The sequence below is a fragment of the Bacillus sp. K2I17 genome (genome assembly GCF_002209985.1).
GTDB classification, from domain to species: Bacteria; Bacillota; Bacilli; order Bacillales; family Bacillaceae_G; genus Bacillus_A; species Bacillus_A wiedmannii.
Genome location: NZ_NJGF01000014.1, coordinates 19,736 through 45,468, shown reverse-complemented (window position 1 = coordinate 45,468; position 25,733 = coordinate 19,736). Strand labels below are relative to the sequence as shown.

Here is a 25,733-nt window from a genome sequence, read left to right as displayed (position 1 = left end):
TACTTCGTTTATAATGGAGGAAAATATCGACATGAGATTTATTATTCATGTAACGGTTCGGTAGTGTTAGAGAAAGAAGGGGTGCACGCGCATCCTTTTTTCTATGCAGATATTATGAAAGAGGTGGTATGATGGAATTAACATTAAATTCGACTGTATGTTTACACACGATTCAATTTCGAAAAGAGCAAAAGAATTATATTGTAAAAGATACAATTACAGGAGAAAAATATGAAATGCCGCCACTTTGGATTGATGCATTGGCAATGATGCGTGACGGTTTTTTATTGGGGGAAATTGAGGAGAAATTAAAAGAAGAGTATCCAGACGAAGAAATAAATATGTTAGCATTTACGAGGCAACTGTTAGAGCTAGAGCTTGTCGGAATGGTAGATGGCGAAGAAATAGCTTGTACAAAGAAGAAAGAGAAAGATTATTTAGCTTGGTTACGTCCTCGTGTTGAGCAATTCTTTCTTAGTTTAAATAAAAAAAATAGAAGCAAAGGTCAATGATGATCTTTGCTTTTTTGTATAGTTTGTTTAAAAAATTACAGCGAATGCCCTTGCGAAAGCACCGTCGCTATCTTTAATTTTTAAAGGTGCCGCTGAGAAAAAGAAACGTTTCGTGTTAATTGCATCTAAGTTTGTTAAGTTTTCGATTAAATAAATATTATTCCCAAGTAGTATGTGATGAATTGGCGATGTTTCTGTCGTTACCTCATCAGGAGAGATGAAATCTAAACCGACAGATTTTACTTTTAATTGAACTAGTTCTTCAGCTAATTCTTCAGAAAGATAAAAAGCTTCTTTCTCATATGCTTCTGTATTCCATTTCGTAGATAGATTGGAATGGAAAATGACAATATCACCTTCTTTTATGTCAGCGTTGTGTAATACTTCTTTAGGTAGTTTTCGTTCTTGTACATGAGTTACATCAATAAGAACAGCTTCGCCTACAAATTGATCTAGGGGTAATTGATCAATAGTCGTTGCGCCTGAAATGAAATGAGCAGGAGCATCACAATGCGTGCCAACATGAACGACAGAATGAAAATCTGTAACTTGATAGCCTGTCTCTTCAACGCTTGTAATGGCTCCTAAATTGATTTTTGGTGTTCCAGGGAATTGGGACATATTGTTTTCAAATGTTTGTGATAGGTCAATTACTTTCATTTTAAATACCTCCAATATATGTTTTGAAATAAAAAAACTCACCTTTCATAATCAAGAAAGATGAGTTTTGTACACAATAGTTACGTTTTATCTTTCAAAATGCAATGCATTTTGCAGGAATTAGCACCTATTCAGTTTGTATAAACTGAGGTTGCTGGGCGTCAAAGGGCCGGTCCCTCTGCCTCTCTTGATAAAGACATATTAAGTTTTCGTTTCTGAATATTCACTACTTTTAAATTGTAATTCATTTCCTTTTTTCGTGCAATACAAAATAGGTATTCACCCAAATAAAGTTGCTCGCATATTGTAGCTTATGTAAATAGAATGCTGCGAAGGAGTGAGTGCAGTGACAGGGAATGTATTGAATTATTACGCTGGTGGAAATACAGCTAGAGGATTTCATAATTTATACGATGAGAATTTAAAAGGGCTAAACAGGTTATTTATTTTAAAGGGTGGTCCTGGAACCGGGAAATCTTCTTTAATCAAAGCAATAGGTCGCGAGTGGGTTGAAAAAGGATATGATATTGAATTTTTACACTGCTCTTCTGATAATAAATCGGTTGATGGTGTAATTATCCCGAAGTTAAAAGTAGGAATTGTTGATGGAACATCACCGCATGTTATTGAGCCGAAAATGCCAGGAGTTGTCGAAGAGTATATTAATTTAGGGGTTGCTTGGGACTCAGATAAATTAAGAAAGCAGAAGGTGGAAATTGAACGATTTGTTTCAGAAGCAAGCAAGGCTTTTCAAACTGCTTACGCTTGTTTTAACGAGGCACTAGTTATACATGACGAGTGGGAGAAAATATATATTAATAATATTGATTTTAATAAAGCAAATGAACTAACCGATCAGCTGATTCAGAAGTTATTTACAGATAAAGGCGGGAAACAATCGCTTGTGAAACATCGGTTTTTAGGGGCAGCTACACCGAAAGGAGCAGTTGATTTTGTTCCTAATTTAACAGAGGGATTACCACATCGTTATTTTATAAAAGGACGCCCAGGATCTGGGAAATCAACAATGCTTAAAAAATTAGCTAAGGCAGCAGAAGAAAAAGGATTTGAAGTTGAAGTATATCATTGTGGATTTGATCCAAATAGTCTTGATATGGTTATCGTAAGAGAATTAGGGTTTGCAATTTTTGATAGCACCGCACCACATGAATATTTTCCGAGCCGCGAAGGTGATGAAATTATAGATATGTATGCCTTGATTGTGACACCAGGGACAGATGAGAAGTATGCGACAGAAATTCGTGACGTGTCGATTCAATATAAAGCAAAAATGAATGAGGCGATGTCTTTCTTAGCGAAAGCGAAATCAGTTCGTGATAAATTAGAACGAATATATATTGCTGCTATGGATTTTTCAAAAGTAGATGCATATAAAGAGGAGATTCAAAAAGAGTTTGAACGAATTGCGGTTAGTGTAAAAGAAAAGAACAAGTAAAAAATAAAGGATTTTGGTAGGCTGTCGGGAATTTTCTGACAGCTATTTTAGTATGTAGTAAAATTAGGAGTATATTTGTCGAATTTCCAAGGAAATAATCAAAAAATGGAGAGGGTATGAAATGAGAGAGAAAATTAGAGTGGAGTTAGCAAGAATTGAACAAGAGAATGATGTGAAAATTTTATTTGCAGTGGAATCAGGGAGTCGTGCTTGGGGATTTCCATCGAAAGATAGTGATTATGATGTTAGATTTGTTTATATGCATCCGGTAGAGTGGTATTTATCAATTCATGATAAACGAGATGTAATTGAGTATCCGATTAGTGATGATTTAGATATAAGCGGGTGGGATATTAAAAAGGCGTTACAGTTATTCGCAAAGTCAAACCCAGCTTTACTCGAATGGATTCGATCACCGATTTTCTATTCGAAAAACTCTCATTTTCCAGAACAGCTTCAGCAAATGAGTGATAAGCACTTTGATCCAAAAGCAACGATATATCATTACTTACATATGGCTTCAAAAAATTATCGTGAATTTTTGCAAGGTGAGGACGTAAAATTGAAAAAATACTTTTATGTATTGCGTCCGATTTTAGCTTGTAAGTGGCTAGAGGAGAAAACAACTTTACCACCTGTAGAATTCGATCGATTGATTACAGAATTATCGTTAGAACGTAGCGTATTAGATGAAATTGAACAGTTGTTAATAAAGAAAAAGGCAGGTACTGAATTAGATGTTGGATTAAAAATTGAGGTGTTGAATCAATTTTTAGAAGAACAAATTCATTACTATCAGCAATATGTAAAAGGAATTGAAAAGGGATCAGGAATCGATATTGAGAGTTTAAATACATTGTTTCGAGATATGTTGTTTGAAGTATATGAAAAAGAGCACAAGTGAGTTTGTGCTCTTTTTTTATTTTGTAGGAATAAAGAAAACAGATATAGCTGCAAGAAGACCCGCGAATGAGAATAAGTAAAAATTCCATGCTAAGTCATATTGCATTGTCATAATAATACCGACAAGAATAGGACCAGCAATCGCACCAACTCGGCCAAGTCCAAGTCCCCAGCCTAAGGAGGTAGCTCGGATATGGGATGGGAAGTATTGTGTTACATATGCATTTAATATTTGAGTAATACCGACTGATCCAATTCCAGCAAGGCCGATTAAAAGATAAATGATTGTAACAGATGGTTTAATTGTTAATAGTCCAATACATATAGCTGCCATAAGATAGGAGATGCTAATAACAATTTTAGCCCCTATACGATCCGCGATTGCTCCAGCAAACAATGCACCGATAGCGGCAGTAATATTTAGCATAAGTAAAAATGATAGACTAGATCCAAGAGGGTATCCTGCTTGGCGCATCATCTGCGGTAACCAAGTGTTTAAACCGTATATTAAAAACATTCCCATTATATAAGTAATCCAAAAAAGCAGCGTCGCTTTTATGTACTCTTTTGAGAATAACGTAAGAAATCCATTTTTCTTTCGTATATTAGGTGGGGCTTGATGAGTTTCCTCTTTTGCATGGAATTCAATTTGAAAACGATTAAGGATTTGTTCCACTTCTTCTTGTCGATTACGTGATAACAAAAATTGAATGGATTCAGGTAAATAACGAATGATGAAAGGAATGAGGAGTAGTGGAATCATTCCGATGCCAAACATAATTCTCCATCCGAAATCTTCTAACATAAACATAGACAAAATAGCACCTAACACGATACCTAAAGGATAGCCAGTAAACATAAGAGCATAAATAAAAGATTGTCGCTTTTTTGGTGAATATTCAACAGTAAGTGCTGAAGCTGTTGGAATAACACCGCCTAATCCGATTCCTCCGATAAATCGAGATAAACCAAATAATTCAGGGGAAGGAGCAAGTGCAGCAAGGCCCATTGTGATGGAGAAAAGTGCTAAACAGCATATAAGCGTCCATTTTCGTCCAATTAGATCTGTAATGGTTCCAACTAGAATAGCGCCAATAAACATCCCAAATAAAGCATAGCTAGCAATTGTACCAGCGTGTGCCGGTGAAAGTGCCCAGCTTTTGTCTTCTAGGAGCTTTGGCAGAACGGCACCGTAAATACCTAAATCATATCCATCAGCTAGAATGGCTAGCCAACAAATAAAAACAACAAGTTTTGTAATAGAGCTTGAAAAGATAGTTTTTGTAGATTCTAGATGAGGTGGAGCTGAAGTTTGCATAGTATTCCCTCCTTTTATTTATAGATAAATATATTATTTTATTTGATGTTAATATTTCCCTTCTTATGTCGAAGTTTATCTGAAAAGGTTTTATAACAAATAAAGAAGTTCAACAGGAATCCTGTTGAACTTCTTTATTTGTTTACTCATGATCAACTCGTTTTAACGGTTGATCTGCTGGACCTTCTATAACATCTCCCTCAATTGAAAAGCGGGAACCATGGCAAGGGCAGTCCCAAGTACAATCACCATTATTCCATTCAACTTCGCAGCCGAGATGTGTACAAGTTGTATCGACAATATGTAATTTCCCATCTTTGTCCTTATAAGCACCTGCTCGTTTCCCATTAACATGTACGACAGATCCTTCACCAACTTCGAGATCTTCTGGCTTACGTAATGCGGTTTCAATCTTTCCTTCAATTAAATGTTTCGCAACATCAATGTTCTGGGAGAGGAATGTTTTTATATCTGGATTTGCATGGAAGCGTGATGGTGCATACAGTTCCTTATAGGGATTATGGACTTTTAGAATGGAGTCCTTCAGTAAATGAGCGGCAGCAGTTCCAGTTGTCATTCCCCATTTACGATATCCAGTTGCAACAAATATATTTGGATTTCTTTCGTTAATATGTCCGATATAAGGAAGCTTATCTAGCGTGATTAAATCTTGTGCTGACCATCTATAGGGAACTTCATCTACTCCAAACGTTGCTTCCGCAAAAGAATACAGTGCTTCGTAATGAAGCATCGTGTTTATTCCTTGTCCTGTTTTATGACTTTCTCCGCCAATTAAAATTAATTGTTCTCCATTGTTTGTTGTATAGCGTAAGGAGCGTTTTGGATCATCAATACTTAAATACATGCCACCTGGATAATCTGTTTTTGCTTTAATGGCAAGAGCATAAGAGCGTTCTGCGTACATTCGTGTAAAGAAAAAGCTATTCGCATCATAAAAAGGAAAATGTGAACAAGAGACAACATATTCACAAGTGATGCGATGTCCGCTCTTTGTAATGATTTGTGGATAATCACCCTTTTCCACATCAATAGCTGTTGTTTGTTCATAAACTTTTCCACCCATCTCTACAAACTTTTCTAAAAGTGTTTTCAAATAAAGGAGGGGATGGAATTGTCCTTGGTTTTTCATGACAAGTGCAGATTGTACTGGAATCGGAATCGATAGAGATTGAACATAGTCACAAGGTATATTTAATTTTTGATAGGCTTCATATTCTTTTGATAAACTTCTTAATCCATTATCAGTAGTTGTATATAAATATGAATCTTCATTTGAGAAATTACAGTCGATTTTATATGTTTTCACCGTCTCATTTATAAATTGTAGAGCATGATTATTTGATTCATAGTAAAGCCTCGCTTTTTCCAAACCAAAATGATTTATTAATTCATCATAAATAAGATCGTGTTGTGCTGTTACCTTTGCTGTTGTATGCCCAGTCGTTCCATTTAAAATAAGACCAGAATCAATTAAAACAACATCGATGCCTTCTTTCGCAAGTAAATAGGCAGTAGTAATACCTGTAATACCGGCACCGATAACGGCAACTTTTGTCTTTATATTTTCAGATAAAGGGGGAAAAGCAGGGATTTGAGTAGATTCAATCCAATAAGATAATGGGAATTGTGGAAATGTATCGCTTGTCATTATAGAAACCTCCCGATTTTAGAACAATTTTCCTTTTAATATTTCCATAAGATATGAAATTCATGTGTGCCGTTTTAGAGAGAGCCTATTTTTATTAAAAGAAAGATAAAATTATTTTAATATAATTTTGGTGTTGTCGGTATGAAGAGATAGGAGTTGTGCAAAGCTAGATTCAGGTGAGTTTATTTGTTGTTTACACAGAGAGTTCTTGAATAAGATAGAGTCTATAGTATGTCAGCATATATATATGCATAATGGGTAAAACCTTATAAAATCTATGTTTTTTCTTTAGTGGAATAAAGTATGATTATAAAAATATAACCAACTTTTATTACTAGGTCATAAAAGTTGTTGACAATATGGAAATTCTATTGATATGATTCATCATGTGGAAAGGTTGATAGAGAGTAAAAAGAGAAATGTTTTTCATTGATAATAAAAGCGAAAAGATAAGTGACGATAGAGTGAGTATATTTTCCTTATACATAGATGCTTTTTAATCAGCTAGTAAAATCAATCTGGAAGCAAGAATTGATATATGTAAATTGCGCAAGACGCGGCATAAGAAAGGGGCAAAAGGATGAAGGAGCTTCATACGTTTGGGTGGTATGCAGCACGTGTATCACCACATTTGCCGAAAAAAGCATTTAAACCAGTTCCTACACGTTTATTTGGTGGACTGGCTTATTTGCTTGTGGCATTGGCGGGGTTAATATCGATTGGTGTATTTGAATTGAATGTGTGGGCGAATCTAGGAATTGCGATTGTTCTTGGATTATGTTTTGCTTCACTTGGATTTTTAGGACATGAAATTTTACATGGAACTGTTGTAAGAAAAGCATGGCTTCGTGATTTTTTAGGCGCGATAGCATTTATGCCATTATCAACTGGCCCGAAGCTTTGGAGAAAGTGGCATAATGCAACGCATCATGTTCATACACAACATGAAGAAAATGATCCAGATGCATGGCCTACACTTGAGAAACTGAAAAAGAGTAAGTTTTTAAGGTGGGTATATCGCATGCCTCTTCATGTTCGTTCATTCTTTAGTTTTCTGTCACTAACCATTCAATTTACGTTACATTCGACTCGAATGTTCTTTCATTTTATAAAGGAATTTAAGTCATCCAATCAAAAATCTGTATGGCTTCAACTTCTTTTGCCTTGGACTGTTTGGATTAGTTTATTGTTTATTATGGGACCTGGAAAATGGTTATTTGCATATGTAATTCCATTGTTAATTGCTAACTTTATTGTAATGGCATATATCGCAACAAATCATCGCTTAAATCCAATTGTTCCAGTAAATGATCCGTTAGCGAACTGTTTATCAGTAACAGTGCCGCGCTGGGTAGACGTTTTACATTTCAATTTCTCATATCATACAGAACACCATTTGTTCCCTGCTATGAGCTCTAAATACTATCCGTTAGTAAAAGAGAAAATTAAAGAAATGTGGCCGGAACGCTATCATGAGATGCCAATGACAAAAGCTTTGGCAGCGCTATGGAATACACCACGTGTGTATTATCAAGGAAGTGAATTAGTGGATCCGCATAGAGAGCATTTCTATGGTTCTTTAGGAAATGGACTAGATCCTCATAATATTTCATATCGTGAGGAACATATAGAGGAAGAAGAGAGTATTAAAAAAGTAAATCAATAAAAATTGATATATTTTGCAGTGAAAAAGCAAGCCATTTCAGGCTTGCTTTTTTTTATAAAGAGACTTCTTTTTTATTCTTTTTGCTAAATTGAACTGAATTTGTTTCTTTTCTTTGTAATCGTTTCTCTAAAAGATTAACAAAATAAGTAAATAGAAGAACAAGTACGAGGTAATATAAACCAACGATTATGTATGTATCTAATTGTTGGAAGTTACTTGCAGCAATTGATAAACCTGATCCCCATAATTCGGACAATCCTACATATGCAACGAGAGAAGAGTCCTTTAATCCAATAATAAACTGATTTCCTAAAGGAGGAAGAGATTGACGAAATGCTTGCGGTAATACAATACGGCGCATTGCTAAAGGATAAGGCATACCTAAAGAACGAGCGGCTTCCAATTGTCCACGGTCGACAGATTGAATGGAACCGCGGAAAATTTCAGTAATATATGCACCGTTATGGATTGCTAAAGCAATTGCTCCTGCCCAAAAAGGAGTGAAGACAATAATCGATGTAATACCGAAATAGAGAATGGCAATTTGAACAATTAAAGGTGTACCACGAATAATGGCGATATATACATGAGCAATACTATTTAAAATCTTATTGTTAGAGATTCGAAAAAAAGCGAATAGTAATCCAATTAGTGAACCAAGTAATAGGGATGTTAGTGTTAATTGTAATGTGACAATAGTAGCCTTTAAGAGTGTGGGATAAGTAGACATAAAAATTTCAAACATATGTGTCACCTCATATTGTATGGATTTTGGTAGGGAATGAAATACCCCACATAAAAAGTGGGGCATAATGTATGAAACATTTGACTAGCTAATTTACTTCGTTTTTTCCTCTTCGCCGAGAATATTACGCCCAAACCATTTTTTACTGATTTTTTCATACGTACCATCTTTAATGATTTCATCTAAAGCTTTATTTACTTTCTCAACCATTTCTTTATCATCTTTACGAATAGCAATTCCCATTTCATCAAGATTTAATGGTTTTCCAGCTTCTTTTATATTTGATTTACCTTCTTTGATCATACGTAAACCAACCATTTGATCAGTGATTACTGCATCAATACGTCCAGGCTCTAAGTCCATAAGTGCAGTAATATCGCTGTCATATTCTGTGATTTGATCTGTATGTTTTGCAACAAGGTCTTTAAAGGTACTAGCCTTTACAACACCAATTTTTTTACCTTTCAAATCTTCTGGAGAAGAGATAGATGTATTCTTTTTAGCCACAAAAATTTGGGCACCAGAACGATAATAAGGATTTGAGAAACTAACAGCTTTTAAGCGTTCTTCTGTAATTGCCATACTGCCCAATATAGCATCATATTTTTTCGATTGTAGACCTTGAATTAGCGTTTCCCATGGATTTGTAATAGGAGTGGGTTTCATATTCATTTTTTTCGCAAGCGCCTCACCAATTTCCACATCAAAACCGGCAAGCTTTCCGTCATTTTCTTTATAGTTAAAAGGTTTATATAAGCCACTCATCGCATAACGAAATTCTTTTTTACCATTTGAAGAAGTAGTAGCACTTTCCTTACTACAGGCTCCTAGTATGAAGGATGTACATAATGTAATACTCGCAACAATGGTTAATAGTTTTCTTTTCATAAAACCCCTCCTATATATTGATCATACGGATGGTTTTAAGTATGTTACTGAGATATTTTATTTGGACAATTAGTTGTGCACCGTATGAATGTATTTCTTTTCATTTGAAACAGAAGTTACATTATAAAACGTTGCGTAAAAATTGTTTTGCTCGTTCATGTGATGGAGCTGAAAAGAATTGTGCTGGCGGAGCGTCCTCTACAATCTTTCCGTCATCCATAAATATGACGCGATCAGCTACATCTCTTGCGAAATTCATTTCATGAGTAACGATAACCATGGTCATTCCTTCTTCAGCAAGTTCTTTCATAACTTGCAATACTTCTCCAACAAGTTCAGGGTCTAAGGCTGAGGTAGGTTCATCAAATAGCATAATTTTAGGATTCATGGCAAGAGCTCGTGCAATGGCAATGCGCTGCTTTTGACCACCTGACAGGAGGTGGGGAGTTACATCTGCTTTATCTTGTAGACCGACTTTTTGCAAAAGCTGATTTCCAATTTCCTTTGCATTTGTTGTTTCTAATTTTTTTACATGGATAGGTGCTTCTATGATGTTTTCTAGTGAGGTCATATGAGGAAAGAGGTTAAAGTGCTGAAAAACCATTCCGACATTTTCACGGACTTTGTTTAAATTTGAATGCTGTGGATCAATTCGTTCACCTTGTAAGTGAATTTCACCTTCATCGTACATTTCTAAAAAGTTAAGACAGCGAAGTAATGTACTTTTACCGGAACCACTGGCACCAATTAAAACAACAACTTCTTTTTCTTTTACTTGTAAATCAATTCCTTTTAAAACATCAAGCGAGCCGAATGATTTTACTAGATTTCGAACCTGAATCATACAAAACCCCCAGTCAAAATATATTTTACAAATGTTGCCCCTTATTTCTGTTATTAGTCATAAATTGTCAGAATCCTTTATTTTTTTCGGGTAATTTGATATTCAAAGAAATAATGATTTTAAAAATCCCTATATCTTTCTATAACGAAAATATGGATAATAATATATAGGTAGTACTTATGTTGCTTATAAAAAGGGGGAAAGAAGAGATGGAAAAAGAAAGGAAGACATTTTCCTTTGGCTTACGTACACAACTTATGCTATTTACTACAGTTCTAGCTTTTATTACATATTCAACAAGTATATTTTTTATTTACGTGATATACGATTATTTTCAAAGTTATGTAAGTCAAACTGTTTATAATATTATCGTTATGTTATTAGGTGTAGTATGGTCTGGAATTTTAGCGTATGGAGCAGCAATCTTTTTAATTAAACCACTTCGAAAGTTGGAGGAGGCTGCAAGGAAAGCGGCCGATGGCGATATTCGTGAAGATGTCCCGTTACCAAAAACAGATGATGAGATTAAATCTTTAAGTGTTGCATTTAATATGATGCTTGGGAACTTAAGAGGTATGGTAAAAAATATTGATACTACATTTTCGTATACAAATAATCAAGTTCAGCAAATTAGAAGGCAAACAGGGGAAGCAACAAAGCAAGCACGAGGTGTGTCTGAAACCCTTGCAGAAATTTCTTCTGGCGCCGAGCAATCAGCAGCTTCCATTCAGGCGATTGTTTCTGCTGTTGATACAACAACTTCTATTGCGAGTGAAGTAGAAGAAAAAGCAAAACAGTCTGACGAGCTGTCTTTAGAAATGGTTCAAGCTTTAGGGCAAAGTACACGAGTCTTTACTTCTTTAATTCAAGGTATTCAAACATTGGCAAAAGAAAATGAAAATTCGATGCAAAATGTAAAGAAATTAGAAGAACGAATGAAACAAGTAGAACATATTGTTTCTGTTGTGAGTGAGATTGCTAGTCAAACGAATTTATTAGCACTGAATGCTTCTATTGAGGCAGCTCGTGCTGGAGAGCATGGAAGGGGCTTTGCAGTTGTAGCTGAAGAAGTACGTAAACTTGCCGATGAAAGCGATCATTCTGCAAGAAATATATCGCAGTTATTACGGAATATGCAAGAAGAAGTGCAACAAGTCGCATTGAAAATGACAGAGCAAGTGAAAACGGCTAAAGAAGAGGCGAAACGTGGGGAAGCTACTGAATTAATTTTAAAAGAAATGTCATCAAGTATTATGGAAGTTGCCGATGCAACGAAGCAAATTAGTGGCTATATGAACGAACAAGTGAGTCACATTCATCAAACCGGAGCACAGACGAAGGCTGTAGCAGCAATTGCTGAGGAAACATCAGCTGGTTCACAAGAAGTAGCACGTGTGACGTTGCAACAATCTAAAAATATGGTAGTAATCGATCAATTGTTAAAGGATTTAGAAAAGCAAGCAGCAGACTTGAAACAAACAATTGAACGATTTTCAATGTAAAAAGGAAGAACGGCATTCTGTTCTTCCTTTTTACGTATGAAAGGGTGGGATACTTTGTTGAAAACGAAAAACATTGCAAGGATCATATATGGTTTTCACTTTACGCAATCTTTGAAAGTTAGGGCCGTAATAACTAGTTTGCCAATTTTTAATGTCGATATCGGGCCAATTGATAAAGCTGTCTCGTAAATCTTTAACCGAGCATATGTAACGTGCGTGGACAAGAGCAGGTGAGGAATGAGATTTGCTTTTGTGAGAAATAAATAAAGCATAAGAATAAGGAATCTACATAGAGTTCAATGAAAACAGTTGCAAACTATTCATATTTTGTTATGATAGTGTTACGAAAACGTTTGCATAAATTTCTGATGGGATGCAAAAGGAGAGAATGACTATGAAAAAGACATGGTGGAAAGAAGCGGTTGCGTATCAAATTTATCCGCGTAGCTTTATGGATTCAAATGGTGATGGTATTGGAGATTTACAAGGTATTATTGCAAAACTGGATTATTTAAAAGATTTAGGTATAGATGTAATTTGGATTTGTCCAATGTATAAGTCACCTAATGATGATAATGGCTATGACATTAGTGATTATCAAGATATCATGGATGAATTTGGTACGATGGAAGACTTTGATGCTTTACTAGATGAAGTTCATAAGCGTGATATGAAGCTTATTATTGATTTAGTTATTAATCATACGAGTGATGAACATCCATGGTTTATTGAGTCACGTTCATCTAAAGACAATCCGAAGCGTGATTGGTATATTTGGCATGATGGTAAAGATGGTGCGGAACCAAACAACTGGGAAAGTATTTTTAATGGTTCGGCATGGGAATATGATGAAGTAACAGGACAATATTATTTACACTTATTCTCGCGTAAACAACCAGATTTAAACTGGGAGAATAAAGAGGTTCGCGAAGTGTTATACGATACAGTTAATTGGTGGCTTGATAAAGGAATTGATGGTTTCCGAGTGGATGCAATCAGCCATATTAAAAAAGAAGATGGTTTCAAAGATATGCCAAATCCAAAAGAACTAAAGTATGTACCATCTTTTGATAAACATATGAATGTGGATGGTATTCAACCTTTATTAGAAGAGTTAAAAGAAAATACGTTTTCTAAGTATGATATTATGACTGTTGGTGAAGCGAATGGCGTTAAGATTGAAGATGCTGAGCTTTGGGTTGGAGAAGAGCAAGGTAAGTTCAATATGGTATTCCAATTCGAACATTTAAGTTTATGGGATGCAGAAAAGAAGAAAGATCTTGATGTTGTAGGTTTGAAAAAGGTATTAACGAAATGGCAAAAAGGGTTAGAAAATAAAGGATGGAATGCTTTATATATTGAGAATCACGATAAGCCACGTATCGTTTCAACTTGGGGAGACGATAAACAATATTGGCGTGAAAGTGCAACAGCTCTTGGAGCAATGTATTTCTTTATGCACGGTACACCGTTTATTTATCAAGGACAAGAAATTGGGATGACAAATGTTCAATTCCCAAATATTGAAGATTATGATGATGTAGCAATTAAAAATTTATATCGAGAGAAAATTGCAGAGGGCGTATCACATCAAGATATGATGGAAATTATATGGGCTTCTTGCCGCGATAATTCACGTACACCTATGCAGTGGAACGATGAGATGAATGCTGGCTTTACAACAGGTGCATCTTGGTTTGGTATGAATCCAAACTATAAAGAAATTAATGTTGAAAAGCAAAAGAATGAAGAGAACTCTATTTTCAATTTCTATAAGAAAATGATTGCCTTGAAAAAAGAGCACGATGTACTGAATTACGGTACGTATGATTTACTTTTAGAAGATGATCCGCAAATTTATGCATATACTCGTACATTAAACGATGAAAAAATCGTTGTAATTAGTAATATCTCAAAAGAGGTAGCTGTGTATAATGAAGGTTCATTTGCACTAGAACGCAAACGTTTGCTTTTAAATAACTATAAAGTTGCGGAAAATGAACAAGTAACTTCAATCACGTTAAAACCTTATGAAACAAGGGTTTATCGCATTTCATAATAAAAAAGGATGCTCTTAGAGCATCTTTTTTTATGAAAAAAAATAAATTTCTGTTGCAAAGTGAAAACGCTTTTATTAAAATAGATTTATGAAAACGGTTGCGTAAAGATAAAAATAAAGTAACGTAAGGAATCGTTTTCATAATAGAAACAGAAATTATCATTTAAATCATTATGTTGTTATAAATAAAGGGGAGGAAGAACAGATGAAAATTACGTCTTTTGATTTTTGGCAAAAGTTCGGGAAAGCATTATTAGTTGTTGTAGCTGTAATGCCAGCAGCTGGTTTAATGATTTCTATCGGTAAGTTAATTGGGATGTCTGCTGGGGATATTAACGCAGTTCATACAATCGCTCGCGTAATGGAAGACATCGGTTGGGCAATCATTACAAATCTACACATCTTATTCGCAGTAGCAATTGGGGGATCTTGGGCGAAGGATCGTGCAGGTGGTGCATTTGCAGCGCTATTAGCATTCGTCTTAACAAACAGAATTACAGGAGCTATATTTGGCGTAAACGCTGAAATGTTAGCTGATTCAAAAGCGACAGTTTCTTCAGTATTAGCAGGAGATTTAGTTGTAAAAGATTACTTTACTTCTGTACTTGGTGCACCAGCATTAAACATGGGAGTTTTCGTAGGGATTATTACAGGTTTCTTAGGAGCTACTCTATATAACAAATATTATAACTATAATAAACTACCACAGGCATTAGCATTCTTTAACGGAAAACGATTCGTACCATTCGTTGTAATTGTTTGGTCTACAGTCACTGCAATTGTATTATCACTTTTATGGCCGTTCATCCAAAGTGGATTAAATGAATTCGGTCGCTGGATTGCAGCATCTAAAGATAGTGCACCAGTTGTTGCACCATTTGTATATGGAACGTTAGAGCGTTTACTATTACCATTCGGTTTACATCATATGTTAACGATTCCGATGAACTACACAGAGCTAGGCGGAACATATACGATGTTAACTGGTTCAAAAGTTGGACAAATTGTAGCAGGACAAGATCCTTTATGGCTTGCATGGATTACAGACTTAAATAATTTACTAGCAAATGGAGATACGAAAGCATATAACGATTTATTAAATAACGTTGTACCAGCTCGTTTCAAAGCTGGACAAGTTATTGGCTCAACAGCAGCGTTAATGGGTATTGCTTTCGCGATGTTCCGTAATGTTGATAAAGAAAAACGTGCAAAATATAAACCAATGTTCTTATCGGCTGCATTAGCAGTATTCTTAACAGGTGTAACAGAACCAATTGAATTCATGTTCATGTTTATTGCTCCAGTATTATATGTTGTATATGCAATTACAACAGGACTTGCATTCGCATTAGCAGATTTAATTAACTTACGTGTTCACGCATTTGGATTTATTGAATTAATTACTCGTACACCGATGATGGTTAATGCAGGACTAACAAGAGATTTAATCAATTTCGTTATCGTTTCATTAGTGTTCTTCGGTCTGAACTTTACATTATTCAATTTCTTAATTAAAAAATTCAATTTACCAACACCAGGACGTGCAGGTAACTATATTGATAATGAAGATGAGTCATCAGAAGGAACAGGAAATGTACAGGATGGTTCATTAGCAACAAAAGTTATTGATTTATTAGGTGGTAAAGAAAATATTGCTGACGTAGATGCTTGTATGACGCGTTTACGTGTAACAGTAAAAGATTTAGATGTTGTTGCACCAGAAGCACAGTGGAAACAAAATGGTGCTTTAGGACTTATCGTAAAAGATAAAGGTGTACAAGCAGTATATGGTCCGAAAGCTGACGTATTAAAGTCAGACATTCAAGATATGTTAGGTGCGTAATAAGATGAAATTGCTAACTTTAAACTGTCACTCTTGGCAAGAAGAGAATCAACTGGAAAAGATAAAATATCTTGCTAAAGTCATTCAAGAAGAAGAGTACGATGTCATCGCATTGCAAGAAGTAAGTCAGTCGATACAAGCTGAAAATGTATGCGGTAACAAGAAAGAAGATAATTTTGGACTTTTACTATTAGAAGAGTTAAAAGCATTACATGTAAAAGATTACAATATTACTTGGGATTTCTCTCATATTGGTTATGATGTGTATGAAGAAGGATTAGCGATTATAACGAAGCATAATGTTGTAAAAGAAGATACGTTCTTTATTTCAGAAAATAAGGATACAACGTATTGGAAAACACGCAAAATTGTAAGTGCGACAATTGCTTATAATGATAAGAACATCACGTTTTACTCTTGCCACCTCGGTTGGTGGAATGATGAAGAAGAATCATTCAAAGATCAAGTTAATCGTTTGATGGGGCGTGTAGATAGTAATGAACTTTCCTTCTTAATGGGTGATTTTAATAATAACGCTCGTTTACAAGGTGAAGGCTATGAATATATGATGCAAAAAGGTTTGTATGACACATATGAACTAGCGATAGAGAAGGATGAAGGAACAACTGTCCAAGGTGAGATTGCTGGTTGGGATGAAAATAAACATAACTTACGAATCGATCTAATATTGTGTAACCAAAGTGAAAAAGTTTGTTCTTCAAAAGTCATTTTTAATGGTACGAACAGAAATGTAATTTCAGATCATTTCGGTGTAGAAGTACAAGTAGATATATAATAGAAGAAATCCTCACAGATGATGAAAAGCTGTGAGGATTTTTTTGAGGAATACAAGTATTGCCAAGATAAAATACTTGTATTTTTTATGACATTTCCTATATATTTGTTATTATTGAATGTAAAACTAATTTGGTCATTTTGTATGCATACTTTTTTTACTTCGTTATATAATGAAGTAAGTGAAATATTTAATGGGAAAAATAGTGTATTTTCGTTTAATCCACGATGTAGAAAGTGATATAATTGCAAAATGTATGTATCATTTTCTAAAGAAGGAAAAATATATAATTAGGTGATAACTTCTATGAAACAAATTTGGCGTATTTATAAGACAGATTTACGGAATGTAGCTAAACATTGGGCTGCAATTGTTATTGTTTTAGGATTAATGATTTTACCATCGTTATATGCATGGTTTAACATTAAAGCTTCTTGGGATCCATATGGAAATACAAAAGAGGTTCCCATTGCCGTTTCTAACCAAGATGCAGGCTCTAATTTAAGAGGGAAAGATATCAATATCGGGGACGAGATTGTAGATTCTCTAAAGAAAAACAAGAATCTTGGTTGGAAATTTGTAGACCAAAAGCAGGCGATTTACGGAGTTGAGCGTGGGGATTATTATGCAAGTATTACAATCCCAAAAGACTTCTCTGAAAAAATTGCAACTGTTCTGGATGAAAATCCACAAAAGCCAGAACTTGATTACTATGTAAATGAAAAAGTAAATGCGATTGCACCGAAAATTACAGCAAAAGGTGCATCAGGTATTACGGAAGAAATTAGTAAAAACTTCGTTAAAACAGCAAACGGTGAGATTTTTAAAATCTTCAATGACCTTGGAATCGATTTAGAAACAAACTTACCAAGTATCGAGAAAGTAAAAGACCTTGTCTTTAAGTTAGAAGCGCAGTTCCCAGAAATGAATACATTAATGGATAAGGCGTTAGATGATGCAACTCGAGCAGAAGATGTTGTGAAAGTGGCGCAAAAAGAGTTGCCGGTTGTAGAGAGTGTTATTAATGATGGGCAGGATACACTTAAGAGTTTAGATGCGTTCTTTGCGAGAAATGATGAAACATTGAATCGTGCTCCGGGAACTATTAAGAATAATTTAATTGCAATGCAAACAGGTTTGAATGGTGCGGCGGCAATTACGGATTTCTTAAAAAATCCATCTGTTGATTTCAATCTGGCACTTCCAGATCCATCTAAATTCCCAGTGTTACCTAATATAACTATTCCGCAGATACCAGAATTACCGCAGGTGAATGGTCAATTGTATAAAGATATAGCTAAAAATATTGATCAAACTGTAAATAATGTATTCGGCTCAATACGTGTTGGAACAACTTATGCACAAGGAGTTATAAACGGGTTACAAAATGGTAATTTTGATCCAGAAAAAGCGAAACAAGATCTTAATAAGGTTTCTGAGAATCTTCAAGGTCGTGTGGATAGTGTTTCATATTTAATTGATGTCTTTACTAAATTTAAAGAATCTGCACCAACTGATTCTGGAAAAGACTTCTTCCAAAGACGTATAGATAAATTAACGAATCTTAAATCAGCTATAGAAAATGCAAATGGTGGCGTTAAAGATATCGCTAATATTATAGGTACAGGGCAAGAAGTGAAACAAGATGTAAGAGATGCTACTAATAAAAAGTTAGATGCAATAAATAATTTGGTAAACCAAGCGGAGGCAGATTATAATGCGACGTTTGTAGCAGATTTTGAAAAAGCGGTAAGTACGGCTGAACAATTAAAAGATAAAGCTGGAAATGCGCAACAGAATTTAAATCAAGAAATAAAAAAAGTTAACGAGATATTAGACAATGGTAGAGAAGGCTATGATCAGGCTGTAAATAATTACAGCAGATTAAAAACGGAGCTTGGAAAAGCAAGAGAAGACTTGAATAATAAAGGGATTAACGGATTAGATTCTACAAAAGTAGCTTTAAATGATATAAGAGGAGAGTTACAAGCTGGAAAGAATTTAGTTAATGATACGATTCCTGTTATGGAAAATGCGAATAAAGTTTTAGCAGATGTAAATAGTGATAAAAACATGAATAACACGATTGCTAAATTGAATAAATTAAAAGATGGTTTCCAAAAAGGAATCGATTTAACTGATAAAGGAATTGACGCTATTAATAAAGGTCAAAAACCAGCAGCAGATGTTATTGAAAGTATTAACGCAGTATCTAAAAGTACTTCGGCTCAAATAGGTGACATTTTAGCTAAATATGACTCGGAAATCACTCCAAATTTCAATGCAGCAATTGCTCGCACAAAAGAGATGTCTAAAAACACATCTCAAATTTTAAAAGAAGCAGACAAAAAGCTTCCAGATGTTAAAAAATTACTAGAAGATTCATCAAAAGGCTTAGTAGACGGTAGAAAAAAATTAGCAGATATTAAAGCTGAAATGCCGGAGACTGAGAAAAAGATTAAAGAATTAGCAAATAAAATTCGTGATTTTGAATCTGAAGAGGATTTAAAAGACATCATACGCTTATTAAAAAATGATGTTGAAAAGCAAAGTGATTACTTCGCGAATCCAGTCAATTTAAAAGAGAATAAGTTATTTGCGATGCCAAACTACGGTTCAGCGATGTCACCATTCTATACAGTGCTTGCATTATGGGTAGGCGCATTATTAATGGTTTCATTATTAACAGTAGAAGTGCATGAAGAAGGCGCGAATTATAAGAGCCATGAAATTTACTTCGGACGTTTATTAACATTCTTAACGATAGGTCTTTCACAAGCGTTTATCGTATCGATGGGAGATATATTCTTGCTCGGTACGTACGTAGTCGATAAGTTCTGGTTTGTGTTATTTAGTTTATTTATTGGTGGAGTCTTCGTTTGTATTGTATACTCACTTGTTTCTATTTTCGGAAACGTTGGGAAATCGATGGCGATTATTTTACTTGTACTGCAAGTAGCAGGATCGGGCGGAACATTCCCAATTCAAATGACACCAGCGTTCTTCCAAGCAATTTATCCGTTCTTACCGTTCACATATGCAATTAGTGCAATTCGTGAAACAGTAGGTGGAATGCTTTGGGATATCGTAACGCGAGATTTACTTGTGTTAAGTGCTTTCGTAGTAATTATGATTGTTGCTGCGTTATTACTGAAAACACCAATTAACAAATCGAGTGAAAAGTTTGTTGAGAACGCTAAAGGAAGTAAAATTATTCATTAAAAATAAAAGGTTCCTACCGATAGTGGTAGGAACCTTTTTGTTTAATCGAATTTTAACTTCTTTAATGCTTCTGCGAACGGATTGTTTAATGGTTCTTCTTCTTTGTTCTGCTGTTTCATATATTTTTGAACGTCGCGTTTATCAGCTTTGCTTCCAGATTCCTTTTTACGTCTTTCTTGGAATGTGGATAATTTCTCACGATAGCCACATTTACATGCAAAGATTTGTCCTGCACCTTCACCACGTAATTCTAACTTCTTCTTACATTGCGGACAACGAGCGTTTGTTGTACGAGATACATTTTTACGATGACCACATTCACGGTCTTGGCATACAAGCATTTTTCCTTTTTTGCCGTTTACCTCTAGCATTGGTTTACCGCAGTCTGGACAAGACTTTGTTGAAATGTTGTCATGTTTATATTTTTTATCACTCGATTTAATTTCAGAAACAATTTCTTTCGTATAGTTCTTCATTTCTGAAATGAATACTTCTTTTTTCAGTTTACCCTTTGCAATTGCTTCGAGTTTTTGCTCCCATTCACCAGTTAGTGTAGGAGATTTCAGTTCTTCTGGCACTAAATCAAGTAGCTGACGGCCTTTTGAAGTAATGTGAATATCTTTACCACGTTTTTCAAGTAAGAACGAATTGAATAACTTGTCGATAATATCTGCGCGTGTCGCTACAGTACCTAATCCACCAGTTGATTTTAACGTATCAGCAAGTTGTTTGTTTTGCGTATCCATATATTTTGTAGGATTCTCCATTGCTGAAAGTAAAGTTGCCTCGTTAAAACGTGCAGGTGCTTTCGTTTGACCTGATGTTTGCATAATTAACTTTACAGTTAATGTATCGCCTTTTTCAATGCGAGGTAGAAGTTGCTCCTTTACGTCATCCATTACATCATCATCTTCAAAGCGGTTTTCATATACTTCTTTCCAGCCGGCATGTAAAATTGTTTTTCCTCGTGCAATGAACGTTTCATTGTCAACTTTTGTGCGTAACGTTAGTTGTTCGTATTCGAATGCTGGGAATAAAATGGCTAAGAAACGTTTTACAACTAAATCATAAATTTTACGTTCTTTATCTGTGAAGGCGGAGAAATTAACGTATCCTTCTGTCGGAATAATTGCGTGATGATCGCTTACTTTACTATCATCAACAAATGATTTATTAGCCTTGATAGGCTTTTGTAATACTTTATGTGCTAAAGGACGGTATTCTCCAACGCCACATGCTTTTAGACGCTCTGGAAGTGTTCCAACGATATCAGATGAAATATAGCGTGAATCTGTACGAGGATACGTTAGAACTTTATGTTGCTCATACAATTTCTGCATAATGTTTAATGTTTCTTTCGCAGAGTAACCGAACTTTTTATTTGCATCACGTTGTAATTCAGTTAAATCGTAAAGACCAGGAGAGAATGACTTCTTCTGTTTTTTATCAATTTCCACAACGGTAGCATTATGCTTATCTAAACCTTTTACAATACCATCAATTTTTTCTTTATTAAAACTGCGGCTATTACCATTTGCATCTTGCCAAGTTAGTTTTAACTGATTCGTTGTTTGTGCTTCGATACCGTAGTAAGTTTGAGCTTTGAAGTTCTTTATTTCATCTTCACGATTAGCGATCATAGCGACAGTAGGTGTTTGTACACGGCCGCAATTCAGCTGGGCATTAAAGCGAGTCGTTAAAGCGCGAGTCGCGTTAAGACCGATGTACCAGTCAGCTTCTGAACGTGCGACAGCCGAAGCGTATAAATTGTCATATGCTTTACCTGGTTTTAAATTTGCGAAGCCATCTTTAATTGCTTTATCAGTAACAGATGAAATCCATAAACGCTTAATAGGTTTTTGTATTTTAACTTTATCGATAATCCAACGTGCGACTAATTCGCCTTCGCGTCCAGCATCTGTCGCTACAATAATTTCATTTACATCTTTTCTAAGTAGCTGACTCTTCACAGCATTAAATTGTTTCCCTGTTTGTTTAATAACCGTTAATTTCAAGCGCTCAGGTAGCATCGGTAAATCTTCTAAATTCCACTGTTTATATTTCACATCATAGCTTTCTGGATCAGCTAATGTAACGAGATGACCTAAAGCCCAAGTTACAATATATTTACTACCTTCAAGGTAGCCATTTCCTTTTTTATCGCACTTAAGTACACGCGCAATATCACGTGCAACGGAAGGCTTTTCAGCGATTACAACGCTTTTTACCATATTTAAAACATCCTTTCAAATTTCCATACGTTAACTATAGCATACATCTTCTTGAGATTCAGTTTCGCTCCAGATTTGAACGTTTTTTAGTGGGATAACATCTGTTTGAGGGTGAATGATGGCGACAGAACATAATATGCGCCATGATGAGACTATGAGAAATAGATACTTATTTATTATGCTTATTGTTTTATTAGTTGCTCCTATATTAAATAGAAAAGTAAAGAACTTGTTATTTTACTAGAATAAGAGTAGACTTTGAAGTAGATGAATAATAAACACATGGGAGTTTGTGGATGCAAACTGAGAGTATGACTAATCCGTCATTGACCATTTGAACCTGTTGGATAATGCCAGCGTAGGGAGAGTGTAAAAGCACATGTTCAGGCACTTTGCGTACGCGCAAAGTGCCTTTTTGTGTATCTCCCATCACTATAGTTAGGAGATGAAAAGGATGAATATGAAAGAAATTAGTAAAGTAGTGGATTTGGTGAGAGAGTCTAATCCACTCGTGCATAATATTACAAATGTTGTTGTAACAAATTTTACAGCTAACGGCTTGTTAGCGTTAGGAGCATCACCTGTAATGGCGTATGCGAAAGAAGAAGTAGCAGAAATGGCTAGCATTGCGGGAGCCCTTGTTTTAAATATGGGTACACTTCGTCCTGAAGAGGTAGAAGCGATGTTACTTGCTGGTAAATCAGCAAATGTGAATAATGTACCAGTACTATTTGATCCAGTTGGTGCAGGAGCAACATCGTATCGAACAGAAGTTGCGAGACATATTCCGGCTGAAATTGATTTAGCGATTATCCGCGGAAATGCAGCTGAAATAGCGAACGTTATTAATGAGAGATGGGAAATTAAAGGGGTAGACGCCGGTGTTGGAAATGGCAATGTCGTAAGTATTGCAAGGCAGGCAGCGGATGAATTAAATACAGTAGCGGTGATTACTGGAAAAGAAGATGTTGTTACAGATGGAGAACGAACGATCCTTATTCGAAATGGTCACCCTATTTTAACGAAAGTTACGGGAACTGGTTGTTTACTAACTTCTGTAATAGGAGCATTTGTAGCAGTAGAAAAGGATTATGTAAAGGCAGCAGTAGTGGCATTAACGTTTTATGGTGTAGCTGCGGAACTGGCAGCTGCTAAGACAGTGGAAAAGGGACCTGGTAGTTTCCAAATTGAATTTTTAAATCAGTTAGCGAATACCACTTCGGGTGATATTGAGAAGTATGGGAAGATTGAGCTTATATAGTAAGGAGGTGAACTAGATGCCCTGTATTACAAAGGCTGAAATGTCTAGATTATTATCAGTATATTTTATTATGGGAAGTAACAATTGTGCGAAGGAGCCACTACAAGTATTGAGAGATGCACTTGAAGGTGGTATAACAATTTTTCAATTTCGTGAAAAGGGGGAAGGGGCTTTAACGGGAGAGAAACGTATTTGTTTCGCGAAAGAACTACAAGCAGTCTGTAAAGAGTACGGTGTACCATTCATCGTAAATGATGATGTGGAACTAGCTATGGAGTTAGATGCAGATGGCGTGCATGTTGGCCAAGATGATGAAGGAATTACTTCTGTTCGTGAAAAAATGGGTGATAAAATTGTTGGTGTATCTACACATACAATTGAAGAAGCACGCTGGGCAATTGAAAACGGAGCTGATTATTTAGGTGTTGGCCCTATTTTCCCAACGAGTACAAAAAAAGATACGAAAGCAGTTCAAGGAACGAAAGGTTTAGCTTATTTTAGAGAGCAAGGAATTACAATACCGATCGTCGGGATTGGTGGCATTACAATTGAAAATACAGCGTCAGTTATAGAAGCAGGTGCGGACGGCGTTTCTATTATTTCCGCGATTAGTTTAGCTGAATCTCCGTATGAAAGTACGAAGAAGCTAGTTGAGGAAGTAAATAGGGGTTTGTAGGAAAACGGAACTTCACAAAAATAGAAAAGAACATAATGGACAGTTAAAAATATTTAAACAAACGTTTGATTAAAAAAGCACAAACCCTTTAAAATTGTCGGTTTGTGCTTTTTCTTTAAAACATAATTGATATTAGGAGCATTCCGATTCCGATAGAGGTGAATGTTGCGATTAGGCCTGGAATCATAAAGCTATGATTTAAAACATATTTACCAATACCTGTTGTACCAGTGCGATCGAAGTTAATGGCAGCAACGATTGTTCCATAGTTTGGAATGAAGAAATATCCATTTACTGCAGGGAACATTGCGATTAGTAGTGCTGGTGGAATACCGAGTGATAATCCAAGAGGCATTAAAGCACGTACTGTTGCTGCTTGGCTATATAGTAAAATAGATAGAATGAATAATGCGATGGCAAATAGCCATGGTGCACTTGTTACTAGGTGCTGAATTGATCCTTGAATCATATTTAAGTTTCCGTTAAAGAAAGTATCTCCCATCCAAGCGATACCGAAAATAGCAACAACAGCTGTTGCCCCCGCTTTAAAGACGTTACCAGACACGATGCTTTCTACATTTGGTTTGCAGAAAATAATAATAAGAGCTGCGATAGTTAACATAACCATTTCAATTGTGTTTGGCATGGAAAGACGAATTAACTTCCCGTCAACCATCCATCCTGGACGAAGTGCTTCAAATGAACCGAGAAGTACGACAAGGAAAGTTCCTACTAAGAAAAGGATAACGGATAGTTTAGCGCCTTTTAAACCAACAAATTCTTTCTTCTCTTCAATTTTAGGAATCATTCCTTCTTTTAAACGTTTCAAGTATTCAGGGTCTTCATTTAATTCTTTCCCCATTTTGCTAGCAACAAATGCAGCTACCATACAAGCGATGAAGGTAGAAGGAATACTTACTTTTAAAATATCTAATAAGGTGATTTTATAGTCAGCTAGCATTGCTAAAAGTGCAACTGTTGCAGCTGATATAGGGCTAGCTGTAATTGCTTGTTGGGAAGCGATTACGGCAATTGACATTGGTCGTTCCGGTCTAATCCCAGATTCGCGAGAGACTTCTGCGATAACAGGAAGTACAGAATAAGCAACGTGACCAGTTCCTGCGCACAGTGTAAATAAATAAGTAACAATTGGAGCAAAGAATGTAATGCGCTTTGGATTTTTTCGCAATGCTTTCTCAGCTAGATGAACAAGGTAGTCCATTCCTCCAGCAGCTTGCAGTGCACCGGCAGCTGTAATTACTGCTAAAATCATAAGCATTACATCAATAGGAGGAGCTGTAGGTTGTAAGTGGAAGACAAAAACAAGTATTGCCATACCAACGCCACCCATTACTCCTAGACCAACTCCGCCTAGGCGTGCGCCAATAAAAATGCAGAGTAGTAACGTAAGAAATTGTAGCCAAAACATGATAAACTACCTCCGGAATTCATTAGTTAAGATATATTTGAATAATTTAATTT

The 25,733-nt window shown here is 35.5% G+C and carries 19 protein-coding genes, 2 pseudogenes and 2 riboswitches; of the genes and pseudogenes, 12 read left to right on the top strand and 9 right to left on the bottom strand.

All coding sequences use genetic code 11. The features are described 5' to 3' along the window. Nucleotides 1-131 precede the first annotated feature (131 nt). A complete protein-coding gene (locus tag CER22_RS17175) occupies nucleotides 132-512 on the top strand; it encodes a hypothetical protein (protein ID WP_000424111.1) in 381 nt (126 codons plus the stop codon). Between the two features lie 27 nt (nucleotides 513-539). Here the strand turns inward: CER22_RS17175 and CER22_RS17170 are convergent, their stop codons facing one another. Beyond that, nucleotides 540-1,172 (bottom strand): cyclase family protein, encoded by a 633-nt coding sequence (locus tag CER22_RS17170; RefSeq protein WP_046958871.1) that lies wholly within the window; start codon nucleotides 1,170-1,172, stop codon nucleotides 540-542. 84 nt (nucleotides 1,173-1,256) lie between these two features. Continuing rightward, nucleotides 1,257-1,369, bottom strand: a riboswitch (SAM riboswitch). Between the two features lie 149 nt (nucleotides 1,370-1,518). Between CER22_RS17170 and CER22_RS17165 the strand changes: the two genes are divergently transcribed. Beyond that, nucleotides 1,519-2,628: a PRK06851 family protein gene (locus CER22_RS17165; RefSeq protein ID WP_048541970.1), complete on the top strand. Its 1,110-nt coding sequence runs from the start codon at nucleotides 1,519-1,521 to the stop codon at nucleotides 2,626-2,628. 121 nt (nucleotides 2,629-2,749) lie between these two features. Then, on the top strand, nucleotides 2,750-3,532 hold the full coding sequence (locus tag CER22_RS17160; RefSeq protein WP_088609252.1) for a nucleotidyltransferase domain-containing protein: 783 nt from the start codon (nucleotides 2,750-2,752) through the stop codon (nucleotides 3,530-3,532). 15 nt (nucleotides 3,533-3,547) lie between these two features. On the opposite strand, the gene CER22_RS17155 is transcribed toward CER22_RS17160, so the two are convergent. After that, nucleotides 3,548-4,849 carry an MFS transporter gene (locus CER22_RS17155; protein WP_088609251.1) on the bottom strand — a complete coding sequence of 434 codons (1,302 nt, stop codon included), beginning with the start codon at nucleotides 4,847-4,849 and terminating at the stop codon, nucleotides 3,548-3,550. A gap of 142 nt (nucleotides 4,850-4,991) precedes the next feature. Beyond that, the gene (locus CER22_RS17150) at nucleotides 4,992-6,518 is read right to left on the bottom strand and encodes an FAD-dependent oxidoreductase (RefSeq protein WP_088609250.1); all 1,527 of its coding nucleotides are present in this window, start codon (nucleotides 6,516-6,518) and stop codon (nucleotides 4,992-4,994) included. Nucleotides 6,519-7,098: 580 nt separating this feature from the next. On the opposite strand from CER22_RS17150, the gene CER22_RS17145 reads away from it, so the two are divergent. Further along, nucleotides 7,099-8,184 (top strand): fatty acid desaturase family protein, encoded by a 1,086-nt coding sequence (locus CER22_RS17145; protein ID WP_064477210.1) that lies wholly within the window; start codon nucleotides 7,099-7,101, stop codon nucleotides 8,182-8,184. Between the two features lie 52 nt (nucleotides 8,185-8,236). On the opposite strand, the gene CER22_RS17140 is transcribed toward CER22_RS17145, so the two are convergent. The 3 genes from CER22_RS17140 to CER22_RS17130 form a co-directional block, all read right to left on the bottom strand. Beyond that, nucleotides 8,237-8,929 carry an amino acid ABC transporter permease gene (locus CER22_RS17140; protein WP_000461606.1) on the bottom strand — a complete coding sequence of 231 codons (693 nt, stop codon included), beginning with the start codon at nucleotides 8,927-8,929 and terminating at the stop codon, nucleotides 8,237-8,239. 93 nt (nucleotides 8,930-9,022) lie between these two features. After that, nucleotides 9,023-9,817 carry an ABC transporter substrate-binding protein gene (locus tag CER22_RS17135; protein WP_046953749.1) on the bottom strand — a complete coding sequence of 265 codons (795 nt, stop codon included), beginning with the start codon at nucleotides 9,815-9,817 and terminating at the stop codon, nucleotides 9,023-9,025. Nucleotides 9,818-9,938: 121 nt separating this feature from the next. Beyond that, nucleotides 9,939-10,661: an amino acid ABC transporter ATP-binding protein gene (locus CER22_RS17130; RefSeq protein WP_064477213.1), complete on the bottom strand. Its 723-nt coding sequence runs from the start codon at nucleotides 10,659-10,661 to the stop codon at nucleotides 9,939-9,941. A 179-nt stretch (nucleotides 10,662-10,840) separates the two neighbouring features. Here CER22_RS17130 and CER22_RS34300 point away from each other — a divergent pair. Together CER22_RS34300 and CER22_RS17125 are read left to right on the top strand one after the other, a co-directional pair. After that, nucleotides 10,841-11,221, top strand: a pseudogene (locus CER22_RS34300) (HAMP domain-containing protein); the annotation flags it as partial. Beyond that, complete coding sequence (locus CER22_RS17125) at nucleotides 11,213-12,163, top strand: methyl-accepting chemotaxis protein (RefSeq protein WP_426934240.1); 951 nt, start codon at nucleotides 11,213-11,215, stop codon at nucleotides 12,161-12,163. The pseudogene CER22_RS34300 and the gene CER22_RS17125, both read left to right, overlap by 9 nt. 30 nt (nucleotides 12,164-12,193) lie before the next feature. Here the strand turns inward: CER22_RS17125 and CER22_RS17120 are convergent. After that, nucleotides 12,194-12,376 (bottom strand): annotated as a pseudogene (locus tag CER22_RS17120) (BBE domain-containing protein); the annotation flags it as partial. 181 nt (nucleotides 12,377-12,557) lie between these two features. On the opposite strand from CER22_RS17120, the gene CER22_RS17115 reads away from it, so the two are divergent. The 4 genes from CER22_RS17115 to CER22_RS17095 all read left to right on the top strand — a co-directional run bounded on the left by CER22_RS17115 (nucleotide 12,558) and on the right by CER22_RS17095 (nucleotide 20,083). After that, nucleotides 12,558-14,222, top strand: a complete 1,665-nt coding sequence (locus CER22_RS17115; RefSeq protein ID WP_060486900.1) for a glycoside hydrolase family 13 protein — start codon at nucleotides 12,558-12,560, stop codon at nucleotides 14,220-14,222. A gap of 205 nt (nucleotides 14,223-14,427) precedes the next feature. Next, entirely contained in the window at nucleotides 14,428-16,065 is a 1,638-nt protein-coding gene (locus tag CER22_RS17110; protein ID WP_000705549.1) for a PTS transporter subunit IIBC, read from the top strand. Between the two features lie 4 nt (nucleotides 16,066-16,069). Continuing rightward, nucleotides 16,070-16,861 (top strand): endonuclease/exonuclease/phosphatase family protein, encoded by a 792-nt coding sequence (locus CER22_RS17105; RefSeq protein WP_088061595.1) that lies wholly within the window; start codon nucleotides 16,070-16,072, stop codon nucleotides 16,859-16,861. A 306-nt stretch (nucleotides 16,862-17,167) separates the two neighbouring features. Continuing rightward, entirely contained in the window at nucleotides 17,168-20,083 is a 2,916-nt protein-coding gene (locus tag CER22_RS17095) for a YhgE/Pip domain-containing protein (protein WP_088061599.1), read from the top strand. Nucleotides 20,084-20,124: 41 nt separating this feature from the next. Here the strand turns inward: CER22_RS17095 and topB are convergent, their stop codons facing one another. After that, complete coding sequence (gene topB, locus CER22_RS17090; protein ID WP_088061602.1) at nucleotides 20,125-22,314, bottom strand: DNA topoisomerase III; 2,190 nt, start codon at nucleotides 22,312-22,314, stop codon at nucleotides 20,125-20,127. Nucleotides 22,315-22,586: 272 nt separating this feature from the next. Beyond that, a riboswitch (TPP riboswitch) is annotated at nucleotides 22,587-22,696 on the top strand. 63 nt (nucleotides 22,697-22,759) lie between these two features. Between topB and thiM the strand changes: the two genes are divergently transcribed. Together thiM and thiE are read left to right on the top strand one after the other, a co-directional pair. Next, nucleotides 22,760-23,575 (top strand): hydroxyethylthiazole kinase, encoded by an 816-nt coding sequence (thiM, locus tag CER22_RS17080; protein WP_350453582.1) that lies wholly within the window; start codon nucleotides 22,760-22,762, stop codon nucleotides 23,573-23,575. Nucleotides 23,576-23,591: 16 nt separating this feature from the next. Beyond that, on the top strand, nucleotides 23,592-24,251 hold the full coding sequence (gene thiE, locus CER22_RS17075; protein ID WP_060486905.1) for a thiamine phosphate synthase: 660 nt from the start codon (nucleotides 23,592-23,594) through the stop codon (nucleotides 24,249-24,251). A 115-nt stretch (nucleotides 24,252-24,366) separates the two neighbouring features. On the opposite strand, the gene CER22_RS17070 is transcribed toward thiE, so the two are convergent. Further along, nucleotides 24,367-25,680, bottom strand: coding sequence for an anaerobic C4-dicarboxylate transporter family protein (locus tag CER22_RS17070; protein ID WP_000498712.1), 1,314 nt, complete (start codon nucleotides 25,678-25,680; stop codon nucleotides 24,367-24,369). Between the last annotated feature and the right edge of the window lie 53 nt (nucleotides 25,681-25,733).